This window comes from Paraburkholderia xenovorans (assembly GCF_046030735.1).
Lineage (GTDB): Bacteria > Pseudomonadota > Gammaproteobacteria > Burkholderiales > Burkholderiaceae > Paraburkholderia > Paraburkholderia xenovorans_A.
Genome location: NZ_JAQQBV010000042.1, coordinates 20,100 through 35,839 on the forward strand (window position 1 = coordinate 20,100; position 15,740 = coordinate 35,839).

Genomic DNA, 15,740 nt, shown 5'->3' on the forward strand with positions numbered 1-15,740 from the left:
GGCGTTCGCAAAAGCAGTAGAAGGAGAATCAGATGGGTCAGATTGTGTTCATCGTATGGCGGGAGAGCGTCGAGGCGTTGCTGGTCGTCGGCATCCTGTATGCGTGGCTGAAGAATGGCGACGACGACGCGCGCCGCGGTTTGCCGTATTTGTGGGGCGGCGTCGCGGCGGGCCTGATCGCGGCGGTGGCGCTCGGCGCGGCGCTGGTCGGTTTCACCGAGGTGCTGTCCGGCGACGCGCAGGATTACTTCCAGACGGCGATGGTGCTGGTCGCGTGCGTGCTGATCGTGCAGATGGTGCTGTGGATGAAGCAGCACGGCCGCACGCTGAAGCGCGACATGGAACAGTCGCTGCAAAAAAGTCAGCGCGACTCGAACTGGTGGGGCGTCGCGGTGCTGGTCGCGCTGGCGATCGCGCGTGAAGGCAGCGAAACGGTGATCTTCCTGTACGGGCTCGGCTTCGGCCAGTCCGGTCACGTGGCCGCGAGCCAGATGCTTGCCGTGGTGATCGGCCTGGGTCTCGCGTTCCTGACGTTCTACATCTTGCAGTTGGGCGGCAAGATCTTCTCGTGGCGGCTGTTTTTCCGCATCACCGAAATCATGCTGCTGTTCCTTGGCGCGGGGCTGTTCCAGACCGGCGTCGACAAACTGATCGACAAGGAAATCCTGCCGACGCTGATCGACCAGGTGTGGAACTCGTCGGCGCTCCTCGACGACTCGAGCACGTTCGGTTCGCTGGTGTCGACGCTCACCGGTTATCGCGCTCATCCGGCGCTGATGAATCTGCTCGCCTACGCGGCGTACTGGGGCGTGGTCTACCTGCTGGTGCGGCGCGCGAATCGCAAACCGGCGCAGCAGGCCGCAGGGCGCGCGGCATGAGCACGGTCATGACCCGTCCGGGCCGCCTCGCGGCGGCCGGACAGTGGATGCAACGCCACGGCGCGGTCATTCGCGGCATTCAGTGGGTTGTCGTTGCGGTGTACGCGTTTCTGATTCTGGTGCCCGCCGTGATGCCGTTGCCGGATGACACCGCGCATCTGTGGAACAATCTGACGCTCGCCGCGCAGTTCGTTTTCTGGGGCATCTGGTGGCCGTTCGTGCTGCTGTCGATGGTGATGCTGGGCCGTGTGTGGTGCGGTGTGCTGTGTCCGGAAGGGGCGCTCGCCGAATTCGCCAGCAAGTACGGCCGCGGCTGGGCGATTCCGCGCTGGATGCGCTGGGGCGGCTGGCCTTTCGTCGCGTTCGGCATCACCACGATCTACGGTCAGATGGTGAGCGTTTATCAGTATCCGAAAGCAGTGCTGCTGGTGCTCGGCGGCTCGACTTTCGCGGCGATGATCATCGGCTTGCTGTACGGACGCGAGAAGCGCGTCTGGTGCAAGTATCTGTGCCCCGTCAACGGGGTTTTTTCGCTTCTGGCGCGCCTCGCGCCGTTCCACTACAAGGTCGACGAAGACGCTTGGCGGCGCTCGTATAAAGACGGCGAGCATGGGCACCGCGTGATCCCGATTAACTGTGCGCCGCTGGTGCCGTTGCGCAATATGAAGGGCGCGTCGGATTGCCATATGTGCGGGCGGTGCAGCGGACATCGCGACGCGGTTGCGCTGACGTGGCGCACGCCGTCGTCGGAAGTCGTGCAGCTCGGCGACAAGCAGGCGAACCCGTGGGATACCGCGCTGATCCTGTATGGCCTGCTCGGCATCGCGATCGGCGCATTCCACTGGACCGCGTCGCGCTGGTTCATCGACCTGAAGATTTTCTTCGTCAACTGGCTGGTCGATCGCAACATCACGTGGCCGCTCGACACCAACGCGCCGTGGTTCCTGTTCACGCATTACCCCGAACAGAACGACGTGTTTTCATGGCTCGACGGCACGATGGTGATCGGCTACATCCTCGCCACGGCGCTCGTGTACGGCACGGCGTTGCTGCTGTTGCTGATGGTGGCGACACGCACGCTCGGCAAGTTCAGCACTGTGCGTTTGCATCATCTGACGCAAGGGCTGATTCCGATCGCCGGTGCCGGCGTATTTCTCGGCCTTTCCGCGACGACGCTTTCGCTGCTGCGCGCGGAACACGTGTCGCTGTGGTGGGCGTCGGACATGCGCATCGCGATTCTGGCGATCGCCAATCTATGGAGCGCATGGCTCGCGTGGCTCGTCACGCGCCGCTATAGCGAACGGCTCGTTCAGCGCGGTTTGGCGATGCTGTGGTTCGTGGCTGCCCTGGCGGTGGTGGATAGCGCCTGGTGGCTGATGTTCTGGGGTTGGGCGTCGAAGTAAACGCCGCGTTAAACCCGTCGATGCTGCAAAAAAGCCGTGGAGGTGAAGTTCATCCCACGGCTTTTTAGTACGTTCAATTCACAGATTGCGATGCATGCCGGTTCGGTATGTGCATCCGCATTGGATGGGAACCAAAAAAAGTGGCCTGGCTTGCTGCGACGGCTGGCTTGGTATCTGCACGAAGGGGTCTAGTTCTCACGTGCAAGCCGTCGTGGCTGGCTAATGCCCAACACCTCTCGAGGAGGTGGTCCCCACAATACCCGGTACTGACTGCTATTCGGTCCTACTTCGTCAGGATCAGCTTGCCCAGACGCGTGGCCCGGAGCTGATAGGTCTCGCCGTTGTGCGAGATGCTGACGTGGCTATGTCCTTGCAGCAATGCGTCGCTGCGCACGACTCGATCTGTTTGCTCTCCCGAACCTTCGGTGCGAGCGGCAACGGGTTTCGTCGCGGTTGCCGTCGTTGCCGCCGATGCTTTCGGCCGGCTGGTCAGCGCGGCCGCCGGGCGGCGCAGGCTGAGAGTGGAAGAGCGCGTGAGATCGGTCATTTCGTTGTAGCTGTTCGTCGATTCGATGGACTAATTCTAAATGATAACTATTCCTATTTACAAGAAAAGAAATTGATCGGATTCGAGTTCTGATAGCTGAGCGTTGGGGCGGATATGACGAGGAAGTGGCGGCCGTCTTTTTAGACGGCGGCGAGCTGCGTGAGCGTGCGGCGGCGGTGCGGGCAGAACGCCCGCACGCTATTTAATGCAACGAGCCGGGTTGCTGCTTCGTCTGCACGAACTGACGAATCAGCCGCACGGTATCGATGTCGTTCTCGCGATACGCGGACTTCACGATCTCCTGGGTCTGCACGGCATCCTGATCGTCGGAGACGGGCAGGGTGGTCGCGTATTCGAAGCGCAGGAACAGTTGCAGTTCGTCCGGTTGCTCGATGGTCATGGTCAGCGAGCCGCCGACGTGATCCGCGGTCGGCAGGATGTCGTAGCGCACGCTCTGGCTTTCCTGCAGCGTGACGCGATCGCGCACGGTGGCCTGGCCGTAATGCAGTTCGCGCTCGAGCACGTTGCCGTCGCGCGAGAGGATGGTGCAGCTGTCCAGTCCCATCACGAACAGTTGCGGCTGCTCGGCGCGCAGCACGAGACCTTCCCACAACTGCTCGCGGGTCATCGAGTCGACGAATGGATTCAACGGGTCGTTGATCTGGATAAGGTGTTCGAAATTCAAAACGACGGCTTCCTATGAGAGCGTTGCACTACGTGCAACATGTGCGAGCTGCCTGTCGGCACGCATCAGGCGACGGCAAGACCCGAACGGATCGTGATCGAATGCGTAAGGATCTTGTGAACTGGGCACGCATTGGCAATTTGCAAGAGCCGTTCCCGTTGCTCGTCGGACAGATCGCCTTCCAGCACGATCTTGCGGTCGATGGTGGAGCCCGCGTCGCCGGTTTCGATCGACAACGCGACGCGCACGTCGGCGAGCGGCCAGCCCTTGCGTTGCGCGTACATCTTCAGCGTGATCGACGTGCATGCACCGAGGCTCGACAGCAGGAGTGCAATGGGCGTCGGGCCGCGATCGCCACCGCCCAGCGACTCGGGTTCGTCGGCGAGCCACGTGTGCTTGCCGTCGTCGAAAAGAACCTGGAAATTCGTCGAACCGATATGGGCGGTGACGGTGGTCTCGGCCATGCGCGCTCCTGAAGGGGACGGAAATTTTGCCGCGAGGCGCGCTTCGTTTTGCTATACGAAGGCGGCACGCGGTGGAGTCGCTATTGTGAACGAAATTGTCGGGTTCGCGGTTTGAGCGGTCCAGACTGCGCGGCACGCGCCCACGCCCACGCCGCCAGCGCAAAACCGCCGCGCTCCAATGCAGGAAGCGCGGCGGCGTGCGATGAAGGCGAGGTCAGTGCGCGATCGAGCCCATCCGTCCCGCCTGGTAGTCGATCACGGCCTGACGGATCTCGTCTTCCGTGTTCATCACGAACGGGCCGTAGCGCACCACCGGTTCCTTCAGCGGCACGCCGCCGAGCAGCAGTACTTCGAGCGGCTCGGTGCCGGCGGCGAACGTGACGGACTCGCCGTCGTTCTCGAACACGACCATTTTCTGCGCATCGATTTCCTGGCGTGCGTCGCCTTCGCCATAAAATCCCTTGCCCGACAGGCTGTACGCGAATACACGGAAATCGGCGGGTACCGGCTGCGTCACCGACGCGCCCGGTTGCAGTGAGAAATGCTGATACAGGATCGGCGTGCGCGTTTCGATCGCGGCCTTCACACCGAGCGCCTCGCCGGCGATCACCTTGACGCGCACACGCCCGTCCGCGGAAGTCGCGACCGGAATACTCGCCGACGCTATTTCCTGATAACGCGGCTCGATCATCTTGTCGCGGCGCGGCAGATTCACCCACAACTGCAAACCATGCACACGGCCGCCGCTTCTCACAAACGACGGGTCCGGCATTTCGCTGTGCACGACGCCCGCGCCCGCGGTCATCCACTGCACGTCGCCTGCGCGTAGCGTGCCCTCGTGGCCTGCCGAATCCTTGTGGCCGAACTGGCCTTCGAGCACATAGGTAACCGTCTCGAAGCCGCGATGCGGATGATCCGGCGCGCCTTTTGCCTCGCCCGGCGCGTAGTCGATCGGGCCCATCTCGTCGAGTAACAGGAACGGGTCGAAATCCATCAGCAGACGAGTCGGAAACGGACGATGGACGATGAAACCGCCGCCCTCGGTCGTGCGAACGGCGGGAAACGTGCGTTCGATCGTGCGTGGAGTGGTCATCAAAGTCACCTCGGGAAATGGGGAATAGCATTATTTTTGAAACATGGAGCTATTATAGGGACCGTTTTCCGAGGTGCCAGCCGCCGTCACGCAATGGATTGTTCTATTACTGGAACGATGAGATGAAGATCGATTCACACAATCTGAATGACCTGATGTATTTTTCGCAGGTCGTCGAACACGGCGGTTTTTCGGCAGCCGAACGGGTGCTGGGCATCTCGAAATCGCGTCTGTCGCGCCGGCTGACCGAGCTGGAGGCGTCGCTCGGCGTGCGTTTGTTGCAGCGCTCCACGCGCAAGCTGGCGCTTACCGAAGCCGGCCAACTGTTCTACCAGCACTGTCAGGCGATGCTTGCCGAGGCGCAGGCGGCCGTCAACGTGGTGCAGCAACTGCGGTCGTCGCCGCGCGGCAACGTGCGCGTGAGCGTGCCGGTCACGGTGTCGCAGACCATCCTGTCGCAGATCCTGCCGGAATTCATGCATCGCTATCCGGAAGTGCGCGTGGTGATGCGCGTGACGAACCGCGTGGTCGATCTGTTCGAGGATTCGATCGACGTCGCGTTGCGCATACGCTCTGCGCCGCCGGAAAACGCCAACATCGTCGTGCGGCCGTTGTGGCGCACTCAGCAGATGCTGGTCGGCGCGCCGAGCCTGTTGCAGCAGAATGCGCCGCCGCTTACGCCGAGCGAGCTGACGCGTTTCGAAACGCTGGACGTGCCGACCGGCGACGGCCGCCACGTGTACAACCTGATCGCGCCCGACGGCACGCGTCACGTGCACGAACACGAGCCGCGTCTCGTCACCCCCGATCTGATGACGATTCGCGAAGCCGTGCTGGCCGGCGTCGGGATTGCCGCGTTGCCGGAGATGATGTACGGGGCCGCGTTGCGCGCGGGGAAGTTGTCGCCGGTGATGCCAGGCTGGAGCTTTCCGGCGCCGCAGTTATATGCCGTTTTCGTGTCGCGTCAGGGGATGGTGCCGGCGGTGCGGGCATTCGTCGATTATCTGGTCGAAATGCTCGATCCGGACGAAGGAAAACACATTACGGGCGAGTGTCCGGTGGCTGCGGAAAAAGAGGCGGCTGAGTGGCGCGCGCTTGCTGTCGCGTCATAGCACTTCGTACGCGGCACAACATCGTTTTTAGCATTTAAGCGCCGCCTGTCATGAGTACTTTCAATGAGCGTTTTCTTGCTTGCGCGCGCTCGCGGGCCTATATTGAAATCCCTTCGCTAAGGAGTCTCTTATGCGAAAACTCATGGCCGCTATGATAGCCGGCCTGATAGGGCTGACCGCGCTGTCCGTGTCGATCACGGCTGTCGCATGCGGTGATTCGAGTTATCAGTCTTCGACCGATGGCAAATGATCCCGCCGCCCGAAAGCGCCGAGTGCGCACAAAAAAAGGCCTTCATCGTCAGATGAAGGCCTTTTACTTTTAGCCGTTGAAACAAGGGCTTTTCTGTATTTCCGCTGCTGCGGCCGAGTGCTTATTTAGCCTTCGGCTGCGTGACGAAACCGATCTTCGTCAGGCCGCCGGCTTGCGCGGCCGACATCACCTCGGCCACTTTCTCGTACGGGACCTTGCGGTCCGCATCGAGATGCAGTTCCGGCTGCGGATTCGCCTGCGCGGCTTGCTCGATCTTCGCGCGCAGCGTGGCGTCGTCGACCTTCTGTTCGTCCCACATCACGTTGCCGTCCGCGTCGACCGACACCGTCACCTGCGCGGGCTTGGTGTCTTCCTTCTGACTGCTTGCATGCGGCAGATCGATCTTGACCGCGTGACGGATCACCGGAATCGTCACCATGAAAACGATCAGGAGAACCAACATCACGTCGACGAGCGGCGTCATGTTGATTTCGTTCATCAGGCCGTCGTCATCGTCGCCGGCGAAAGGGCTCATTGCCATCGAAGTGCCTCGTCGATCAGTTGGCGCGCGTGGCGAGGCGCAGGCCGTCGCCGCGCTTGGACGACGACAGACGGGCGCCCGTCACGAAGAATGCGTGCAGACCGTGTGCGAAGCGGCTCAGCTTGGAGACGATCGCCTTGTTGGCGCGCGTCAATGCGTTGTAGCCGAGCACCGCGGGAATCGCGACGAACAGGCCGAACGCGGTCATGATCAGCGCTTCGCCGACCGGACCCGCGACCTGGTCGATCGACGACTGGCCGCTCGCGCCGATCGCCAGCAGCGCGTGATAAATGCCCCACACCGTGCCGAACAGGCCGACGAACGGCGCCGTGCTGCCGATGGAAGCTAGAATCGCGAGGCCGCTTTGCATGCGCGACACGCTTTCGTCCATCGTGTCTTTCAGGCAGCGCGTGACCCAGTCGGACACGTCCATCCGGTCATGCAGATGCGGCTGCGTCTGATGATGATGGTCCGCCGCTTCCTGGCCCGACAGCGCGAGCGCGAGGAACGGGTTGTCCTGCGGCGTCGACGAACCGGCGCCGAGCTTCTTCACGCCGTCGGCCAGATCGTCCGAATGCCAGAACGCCTGCTCGGCATTCTTCGTGAGACGGTTCAGGCGCATCACGTTCCAGCCCTTGATGGCGATCACGCTCCACGACATCACCGACATGATCAACAGTGCGAGCGCGATACCGCGCGTCACGAAATCCCCTTGCGCCCACACGTGCGCCAATCCGTAGTTTTGCATTGCAATTCCTTTATTTGAAATCTGCTTCAATCGTTCAGATTGAAGTTGTATGGCTGAGTCGCGGTGGCCCGAATGGCCTGGCCGTTCTCGATATAAGGCTTGCACGTGCTCGCGTGCGCGGCGGCGATCGCGGCGTCGTCAAGACGGCTGAAGCCGCTGCTCTTCTTGAGCGAGATGCTTTCGACCCTGCCCGTCGGTCCGATGACGAACGTCACCGATGCCGTACCGGTTTCGCCGCGCCGTTTGGAGAGCGTCGGGTACTCCGGTGTGACCATGCTGCAGTCGATGTGCGCGACGTTTTTCGGCGCCTGAATTTCCAGCGTCGGACGGCCGACTGCCGGCGCGGCCTGAGCAGCAGGCGCAGCCGGTGCGGCAGGCGCCGGCGTCGGGTCGGGCGCGGCGACAGGCGTCGGCGAAGGCGCAGCGGCGACGGGCAACGGCGTCGGCTTCGGAGTAGGTGTCGGCTTGGGCGTGATCTTCGGCTTGTTGTGAACCGGCGTCGGCTTCGGCGGCGGCGGCGCGATCGATTGCACCGCGACCGGTGCGGCGACCGGCGCCGGCGCGAGCAACTGCGCGGTCATTACTTTCGACTCGATCACCGGTTGTACCGGCTCGTGCCGCATCGTCAAAATCACAGCGAGCAATGCGACGTGAATCGCCGCGACCGCAGCAGTCGCGGTCAGAGTACGGGAATTCATTCGGGCGGATGGAGCCGGCGCGAAGCCGGCTGAAACTGTGTGCGGGGCCTGCATATTAGCGTAGCGGCGAGCCGGCGGTGCGGCACGTCAGACAAGGCAGCGTCATGTTCGAAAGATCAGCAGGGAAATACATAAAGTAGTCACGAAACCAATCAGCAATTCCATCTCAAACTCCTTTTAACGGGTGAGCGGTTTAGCTGGCTGGTACGGACAGTGGCTTGCTGACGGCAGTGGTATGGCAATAAAACGTGGCGACAAAAACGGCGCGTGATGCAGATCGACGCACTGCGCGGCGTGGGCCGCGCCGCAGAACCTGCGCTCAGGCCGCCTTGCGTTCGTAAAACGTCAGCGGTACGGCTTGCGCGTGATGCTCGACGCCGCAACGGCTTGCGCACACGCCGCTTTGCATCATGACGTCGCGCACGGAGTCCGCGCACTTGCCACAGCAGGACGCGACGCCCAGCTCGAACTGAAGCTCGTCGAACGAATCGACGCCATCCGCGATCGAGGCACGGATCTTTCGGTCAGAAACAGACTTGCAGACACAGACAATCATGGCGTGGCGTCATAGCTAACGTTAATGCGAATTATTATCATTTTCTTTGGCTCGTTTGGCAAGCACCCCGCATCATTTTTTGTAACAAAACCAGACTGTTAGAAGGGTTTCGCCTAAAGCGCGGCACACCGTGGAGTGGCCCAAATCTGTGACAAATGTGCGGGATTTGGGCCAAAAACGCCGCTTGACGGCGTCAAAATGCGCCGGAGATGGGTTTTATGCTGCTTGGGAATTCGGCGCGGCGGTGCGGCGCGACGGGATCGACACACGCTCGACGGACGCGTCGATATGCAGCAGGGACGCCGCGAGTTGCTGCTGATGGGCGCCGTCGGAGGTCGAATAAAAGCGGGGCAGAACAGGAGCGCCGTTTTCCGGGGCGGCGCGCAAGCCGTGCTGGTCGAGCACCCGTTCCAGTTGGCGCGCGATGGCCACGCTGGTATCGATCAGCGTCAAGCGATCGCCGACGATGTCGCGGATCGCTGCGTCGAGGAACGGATAGTGAGTGCAGCCGAGCACCAGCGTGTCGGCGCCCGCGTCGAGCATCGGCTCCAGATAGCTGCGCAACAGCTCGCGCAGCTCCGCCGAACCCACGTCGCAGCGCTCGACCGCCTGCACGAGCCCATGGCCTGGCTGGCAGAGGAAGCGGCAGTCCGCCGCATAGCGTTCGAGGAGGGCCTGAAAACGCGCGCTGCGCAACGTCACCTGGGTGGCGAGCACGCCGGCGACGCGCGTTTTCGATTGCAACGCGGCCGGTTTGATGCCGGGCTCGACGCCGACTAGCGGGATCGACAACTTTTCGCGAACCAGCGTGATCGACTGCGCGGTCGCCGTGTTGCAGGCGACCACCAGCGCCTTCGCCCCTTGCCCGACCAGCCATTCGCAGATGGCGAGCGTGCGGTCGGCGATGAAGTCGTCGTCGCGTTCGCCGTACGGCGCGTACAGCGAGTCGGCCACGTACAGGATCGCCTCGTGCGGCAGTTGCGCGCGGACCGCGCGCAGCACCGACAAACCGCCCAGACCCGAATCGAAAATCCCGACCGGCGCGCGCGAGCCGGCACCCGAGGCGGCAGCCACGGCACCTGAAGACGAGATATCTGTAGGCATAAGCGGAGAGGGCAGGCGCGGCACGACGCTCAGCGACGAGTCGCAAAAACGGGGAAGTGCGCAAGTATATCGCCCGCGCGGTTCGAATTCGTGTGCATGAGCCTGTTGCTCATGCGGCGATGCGCGGGCGTATTCAACCTGGTTCGATCAGCCTTCGATCGGACCCATTGCCGTTTGCTGATAGTTCTGAATACCGATCTTGTCGATCAGGTCGATCTGGGTTTCGAGCCAGTCGATGTGTTCTTCGGTGTCGTCGAGAATCTTCGTGAAGATTTCACGCGAGATGAAATCGCGCACCGACTCGCAATAAGCGATCGCTTCCTTGCAGGTGGTTTGTGAAATCTGTTCGAGCTTCAGATCGCAGTTGAGGATTTCTTTGGTTTCCTCGCCGATCAGCAACTTGTGAAGGTCTTGCAGATTGGGCAGACCGTCGAGCATGAAAATGCGTTCGATCAGCCAGTCGGCGTGCTTCATTTCGCCGATCGATTCGTCGTATTCGTGCTTGCCGAGTTTTTCCAGACCCCAGTGACGGTACATCCGTGCGTGCAGGAAGTACTGGTTGATCGCAGTCAGTTCGTTTTTCAACTGCGCGTTCAGATATTCGATGACTTTCTTATCGCCTTGCATAGCTGTCCTTGGTGGGGAATTGAATTTTCCAGAACAATAAACGGCGAAACAGAAAAAGCCAAGGCAAAAACACAGTTTTTTGCGTTGATTTGCAAGGTTTTTTGCGTCATGAGTACCGTTCTCATTTCGTCATAAAAAAGCCGGGGTTTTAAGGCCCCGGCTTGCATTTCTTGCTTATTTTTTCAACAAAAGTCAAATAGTAATCAGACAGTCATCAGACCGTCGCGACCGGAATCTTGCCGATCTTTGCTTGCCATTCTTTCGGGCCGGTCTGGTGAACGGAGGTGCCGTTCGAGTCGACCGCGACGGTGACCGGCATGTCCTGCACATCGAACTCGTAGATCGCTTCCATGCCGAGGTCTTCGAACGCGAGAACCTTCGCGCTGCGAATCGCCTTCGACACGAGATAGGCTGCGCCGCCCACGGCCATCAGATAGGCCGCCTTGTGCTGCTTGATCGCCTCGATCGCGACCGGGCCGCGTTCCGCCTTGCCGATCATCGAGATCAGGCCGGTTTGCGACAACATCGTTTCGGTGAACTTGTCCATGCGCGTCGCGGTGGTCGGGCCTGCCGGGCCGACCGCTTCGTCGCGCACCGGATCGACCGGGCCCACGTAATAGATCACGCGATTGGTGAAGTCGACCGGCAGCTTCTCGCCTTTCGCGAGCATGTCGGCAATGCGCTTGTGGGCCGCGTCGCGGCCCGTCAACATCTTGCCCGACAGCAGCAGCGTCTGGCCCGGCGTCCACGCGGCGACTTCTTCCGGCGTCAGCGTGTTCAGATCGACGCGCTTGCTCTTTTCCGTGTCCGGTTCCCACTGCACTTTCGGCCATGCGTCGAGCGACGGCGCTTCGAGCTTCGCGACGCCCGAGCCGTCCAGCGTGAAATGCGCGTGACGGGTTGCCGCGCAGTTCGGGATGATCGCGATCGGCTTGGACGCGGCATGCGTGGGCGCGGCCATGATCTTCACGTCGAGCACGGTGGCGAGACCGCCGAGACCTTGCGCGCCGATGCCGAGCGCGTTGACCTTTTCATGCAATTCCACGCGCAGTTCTTCGATCCAGTCTTGCGGGCCGCGCGCGATCACGTCCTGAATGTCGATCGGGTCCATCAGCGATTCCTTCGCCATCAGCATCGCTTTTTCGGCCGTGCCGCCGATGCCGATCCCGAGCATGCCCGGCGGGCACCAGCCCGCGCCCATGGTCGGCACGGTCTTGAGAATCCAGTCGACGATCGAATCCGACGGATTCAACATCGCGAACTTCGATTTGTTTTCCGAGCCGCCGCCCTTCGCCGCGACCTGCACGTCGACCTTGTCGCCCGGCACGATTTCGTAGTGGATCACAGCCGGCGTGTTGTCTTTCGTGTTCTTGCGCGCGCCTTCGGGCGGGCTCACGATCGACGCGCGCAGCACGTTCTCCGGATTCAGATAACCGCGGCGCACGCCTTCGTTGATCATGTCGGTGACGCCCATCGTCGCGCCTTCCCAGCGCACGTCCATGCCGACCTTCACGAACACCGTGACGATGCCGGTGTCCTGGCAGATCGGGCGCTTGCCTTCGGCGCACATGCGGCTGTTGGTGAGGATCTGCGCGATCGCGTCTTTCGCGGCCGGGCTCTGTTCGAGTTCGTACGCGCGGCCCAGGGCCTGGATGTAATCGAGCGGATGGTAATAGCTGATGTATTGCAGCGAATCAGCAATACTCTGAATCAGATCTTCCTGTTTGATGACGGTCATGGCTAGCTCAGTGGGGACAATGGACGCTTGCGTTCCGATCGCGATGCGATCAATCGTGCGTCTTCAGGGGAGTGGAATCGTTTGAAGAACCCAGCGGATACGCTGCTGCGGGTTCCTGAAAATGTTTGGGATGCGTATGCGTGGTCATCCGGTCGACCAGCGCCATCACCAGTGCGGAGATCAGGAACGCGACGTGGATGATCACCTGCCACATGATCGTATGGGTCGAATTCTGATCGGGGCTGATGAAGGTTTTCAGCAGATGGATCGACGAGATGCTGATCAGCGCCATCGACAGTTTGACTTTCAGCACGCCGGCGTTCACGTGATCGAGCCATTCCGGTTCGTCCGGATGACCCTCGACACCGAGCCGCGACACAAAAGTTTCATACCCGCCGATGATCACCATGATCAGCAGGTTCGAGATCATCACGACGTCGATCAGGCCGAGCACGACCAGCATGATGCTGGTTTCGTCGAGCTTCATGGAAGCCGTGACCAGATGCCAGACTTCTTTCAGGAACAATACGACGTACACGCCCTGGGCGACGATCAGGCCCAGATAGAGCGGCACCTGCAGCCAGCGGCTCATGAAGATGATGGCGGGCAGCGGGCGCATCGGGCGACGCGGATTACCGGCGGAGGTAGGGCGCGGTGCGGACATGGGCAGAGTCAGGGCGATGTATTCGGGGAACGGCGCGTATTGTGACCAGACACGGCGGATAAGCTCGCGACGGGCGCGCTATTGTACAGCGATGCCTGAATCCGCCGCATTGAGGCGGGCAATGTGGTTGGCGGGGTAGGCCGCAGAGACGCACTTACGTGCAGATCATGGCTGCGTTACACAACTTGGTTAATTCGGATCGCTATGTATTTTGATGCGCTTCGATCTGCTCGCCGAGGTCGTGCGTTGACGTTCAATTCCTGCAAGCGCACCTTTGAGTGAGCGACCTCAATGGTCAGTGCAAAGCCCACACCTGGGGAAACTACCAAGGTAGAGACCCGAGCCTCGGCCGGGGATGTGCATGACATTGCGCAAGCGCTTCAGCTAACATTGACGACTCAAGGGTCGCATCGGGGTCATCGGGGTAACGGCCCATTCATCCATGTAAGTGACAGGTAAGTTGCTGCGCTTATCGTGGCGATAACGGCCACGGGTCGAGCGCATGACCCGGTGCGGCATGCGCGATCGGGTTTCTTCCTCGATCAGCGGTAATACCCGGTACCATTTCCGCGCGGCACGCCACAGGCGGGTTGCCACAGGCGAGTTTTGCCACAGGTTTACGTTTCATCTTCACCAAGGGGTTGTCGATGTCTGCGATTGAATCGGTTCTTCAGGAACGCCGTGTTTTCCCGCCCTCCGCCGAAGCTGCGGCCGGTGCGGCGATCTCCGGCATGGACGCGTACCGGGCGTTGACCGCCGAGGCGGAACGCGATTACGAAGGTTTCTGGGGGCGCCTCGCCCGCGAAACGCTAAGCTGGCACAAGCCTTTCACCAAGGTGCTCGACGAGTCGAACGCGCCGTTCTACACGTGGTTCGAAGACGGCCTGATCAACGCCTCGTATAACAGCATCGATCGTCACGTCGAAGCCGGTAACGGCGAGCGTGTCGCGATCGTGTTCGAAGCCGACGACGGCACCGTCACCAACGTCACCTATAACGATCTGCTGCAACGCGTGTCGCGCTTCGCGAACGCGCTGAAAAAGCGCGGTGTGAAGAAGGGCGATCGCGTCGTCATCTATATGCCGATGTCGATCGAAGGCATCGTCGCGATGCAGGCTTGCGCGCGTATCGGCGCGACGCACTCGGTGGTGTTCGGCGGCTTCTCGTCGAAGTCGTTGAACGAACGTCTGGTCGACGTCGGCGCGGTCGCGCTCGTCACGTCCGACGAACAGATGCGCGGCGGCAAGGCACTGCCGCTGAAGAACATCGCCGACGAAGCGATCGCGATGGGCGGCTGCGACGCGGTGAAGAGCGTGATCGTCTACAAGCGCACCGGCGGCAAGATCGCGTGGAACGACAGCCGCGATCTGTGGATGCACGAGCTCACGCAGAACGAGTCGGATCAATGCGCGCCCGAGTGGGTCGGCGCCGAGCATCCTTTGTTCATTCTGTATACGTCGGGTTCGACCGGCAAGCCGAAGGGCGTGCAGCACAGCACCGGCGGCTATCTGCTGTGGGCCGCGCAAACCATGAAGTGGACCTTCGACTGGAAGCCCACCGATGTGTTCTGGTGTACCGCCGACATCGGCTGGATCACGGGCCATAGTTACATCACGTATGGTCCGCTTGCGCTCGGCGGCACCCAGGTCGTGTTCGAAGGAGTGCCCACGTATCCGAACGCCGGCCGCTTCTGGGACATGATTGCGAAGCACGAGGTCTCGCTGTTCTATACGGCGCCCACGGCGATCCGCTCGCTGATCAAGGCCGCCGAGGCCGACGCGAAAGTGCATCCGAAGAGTTATGACCTGTCGTCGTTGCGCGTGATCGGCACGGTCGGCGAGCCGATCAATCCGGAAGCGTGGATCTGGTATCACGAGAACGTCGGCGGCGGCCGTTGCCCGATCGTCGATACGTGGTGGCAGACGGAAACCGGCGGCCACATGATCACGCCGCTGCCGGGCGCGACGCCGCTCGTGCCGGGTTCGTGCACGCTGCCGCTGCCGGGCATCATGGCGGCGGTGGTCGACGAAACCGGTCAGGACGTGCCGAACGGGCAGGGCGGCATTCTGGTGGTGAAGCGCCCGTGGCCGTCGATGCTGCGCAACGTGTGGGGCGATCCGGAGCGCTACAGGAAGAGCTACTTCCCCGAAGAACTCGGCGGCAGGTTGTATCTCGCCGGCGACGGCGCGGTGCGCGACAAGGAAACTGCCTACTTCACGATCATGGGCCGGATCGACGACGTGCTGAACGTGTCGGGCCACCGTCTCGGCACGATGGAGATCGAGTCGGCGCTGGTGTCCAATCCGCTCGTCGCGGAAGCGGCCGTGGTGGGCCGTCCCGACGACACGACCGGTGAAGCCGTGTGCGCGTTCGTCGTGCTCAAGGGTGCGCGTCCGGAAGGCGAGGCCGCGGTGAAGCTTGCCAATGAATTGCGTGCGTGGGTGGGCAAGGAGATCGGGCCGATCGCGAAACCGAAAGACATCCGCTTCGGCGAGAACCTGCCGAAAACACGTTCCGGCAAGATCATGCGCCGCCTGCTGCGTTCGCTCGCGAAGGGCGAGGCGATCACGCAGGACGTGTCCACGCTGGAGAACCCGGCGATTCTCGATCAGCTCGGCGAATCGCTGTGAGC

The 15,740-nt window shown here is 61.7% G+C and carries 16 protein-coding genes; 4 read left to right on the plus strand and 12 right to left on the minus strand.

What is annotated here, in order from left to right; translation table 11 throughout:
* The first annotated feature begins 32 nt into the window (after nucleotides 1-32).
* The gene (locus PQQ51_RS29670) at nucleotides 33-878 is read left to right on the plus strand and encodes an FTR1 family iron permease (RefSeq protein ID WP_408500763.1); all 846 of its coding nucleotides are present in this window, start codon (nucleotides 33-35) and stop codon (nucleotides 876-878) included.
* Entirely contained in the window at nucleotides 875-2,281 is a 1,407-nt protein-coding gene (locus PQQ51_RS29675; RefSeq protein ID WP_408500764.1) for a 4Fe-4S binding protein, read from the plus strand. Before PQQ51_RS29670 ends, PQQ51_RS29675 begins: the two co-directional genes overlap by 4 nt.
* Nucleotides 2,282-2,564: 283 nt before the next feature.
* Here PQQ51_RS29675 and hemP read toward each other — a convergent pair whose 3' ends face one another.
* From hemP to PQQ51_RS29695, 4 genes are all read right to left on the minus strand, one after another.
* A complete protein-coding gene (hemP, locus tag PQQ51_RS29680; protein WP_408500765.1) occupies nucleotides 2,565-2,828 on the minus strand; it encodes a hemin uptake protein HemP in 264 nt (87 codons plus the stop codon).
* Nucleotides 2,829-3,030: 202 nt separating this feature from the next.
* Nucleotides 3,031-3,513 (minus strand): SRPBCC family protein, encoded by a 483-nt coding sequence (locus PQQ51_RS29685; protein WP_408500766.1) that lies wholly within the window; start codon nucleotides 3,511-3,513, stop codon nucleotides 3,031-3,033.
* Between the two features lie 65 nt (nucleotides 3,514-3,578).
* On the minus strand, nucleotides 3,579-3,977 hold the full coding sequence (locus tag PQQ51_RS29690; RefSeq protein ID WP_408500767.1) for an OsmC family protein: 399 nt from the start codon (nucleotides 3,975-3,977) through the stop codon (nucleotides 3,579-3,581).
* Nucleotides 3,978-4,191: 214 nt separating this feature from the next.
* Entirely contained in the window at nucleotides 4,192-5,070 is an 879-nt protein-coding gene (locus PQQ51_RS29695) for a pirin family protein (RefSeq protein ID WP_408500768.1), read from the minus strand.
* 122 nt (nucleotides 5,071-5,192) lie between these two features.
* Between PQQ51_RS29695 and PQQ51_RS29700 the strand changes: the two genes are divergently transcribed.
* Entirely contained in the window at nucleotides 5,193-6,182 is a 990-nt protein-coding gene (locus PQQ51_RS29700) for a LysR family transcriptional regulator (protein WP_408500769.1), read from the plus strand.
* Between the two features lie 371 nt (nucleotides 6,183-6,553).
* Here the strand turns inward: PQQ51_RS29700 and PQQ51_RS29705 are convergent, their stop codons facing one another.
* The 8 genes from PQQ51_RS29705 to PQQ51_RS29740 all read right to left on the minus strand — a co-directional run bounded on the left by PQQ51_RS29705 (nucleotide 6,554) and on the right by PQQ51_RS29740 (nucleotide 13,108).
* Nucleotides 6,554-6,973, minus strand: coding sequence for an ExbD/TolR family protein (locus PQQ51_RS29705; RefSeq protein ID WP_408500770.1), 420 nt, complete (start codon nucleotides 6,971-6,973; stop codon nucleotides 6,554-6,556).
* Between the two features lie 16 nt (nucleotides 6,974-6,989).
* Nucleotides 6,990-7,721, minus strand: coding sequence for a MotA/TolQ/ExbB proton channel family protein (locus PQQ51_RS29710; RefSeq protein WP_408500771.1), 732 nt, complete (start codon nucleotides 7,719-7,721; stop codon nucleotides 6,990-6,992).
* Between the two features lie 26 nt (nucleotides 7,722-7,747).
* The gene (locus tag PQQ51_RS29715; protein ID WP_408500772.1) at nucleotides 7,748-8,473 is read right to left on the minus strand and encodes an energy transducer TonB; all 726 of its coding nucleotides are present in this window, start codon (nucleotides 8,471-8,473) and stop codon (nucleotides 7,748-7,750) included.
* 265 nt (nucleotides 8,474-8,738) lie between these two features.
* Nucleotides 8,739-8,975, minus strand: coding sequence for a (2Fe-2S)-binding protein (locus PQQ51_RS29720; protein WP_408500773.1), 237 nt, complete (start codon nucleotides 8,973-8,975; stop codon nucleotides 8,739-8,741).
* 216 nt (nucleotides 8,976-9,191) lie between these two features.
* A complete protein-coding gene (gene murI, locus PQQ51_RS29725; protein ID WP_408500774.1) occupies nucleotides 9,192-10,049 on the minus strand; it encodes a glutamate racemase in 858 nt (285 codons plus the stop codon).
* A gap of 177 nt (nucleotides 10,050-10,226) precedes the next feature.
* Nucleotides 10,227-10,706 carry a bacterioferritin gene (gene bfr, locus PQQ51_RS29730; protein ID WP_408500775.1) on the minus strand — a complete coding sequence of 160 codons (480 nt, stop codon included), beginning with the start codon at nucleotides 10,704-10,706 and terminating at the stop codon, nucleotides 10,227-10,229.
* 214 nt (nucleotides 10,707-10,920) lie between these two features.
* Nucleotides 10,921-12,444 carry a fumarate hydratase gene (locus tag PQQ51_RS29735; RefSeq protein ID WP_408500776.1) on the minus strand — a complete coding sequence of 508 codons (1,524 nt, stop codon included), beginning with the start codon at nucleotides 12,442-12,444 and terminating at the stop codon, nucleotides 10,921-10,923.
* A 49-nt stretch (nucleotides 12,445-12,493) separates the two neighbouring features.
* On the minus strand, nucleotides 12,494-13,108 hold the full coding sequence (locus PQQ51_RS29740; protein WP_408500777.1) for a TIGR00645 family protein: 615 nt from the start codon (nucleotides 13,106-13,108) through the stop codon (nucleotides 12,494-12,496).
* Between the two features lie 647 nt (nucleotides 13,109-13,755).
* Between PQQ51_RS29740 and acs the strand changes: the two genes are divergently transcribed.
* Nucleotides 13,756-15,738 (plus strand): acetate--CoA ligase, encoded by a 1,983-nt coding sequence (acs, locus tag PQQ51_RS29745; RefSeq protein WP_408500778.1) that lies wholly within the window; start codon nucleotides 13,756-13,758, stop codon nucleotides 15,736-15,738.
* Nucleotides 15,739-15,740: the final 2 nt, after the last annotated feature.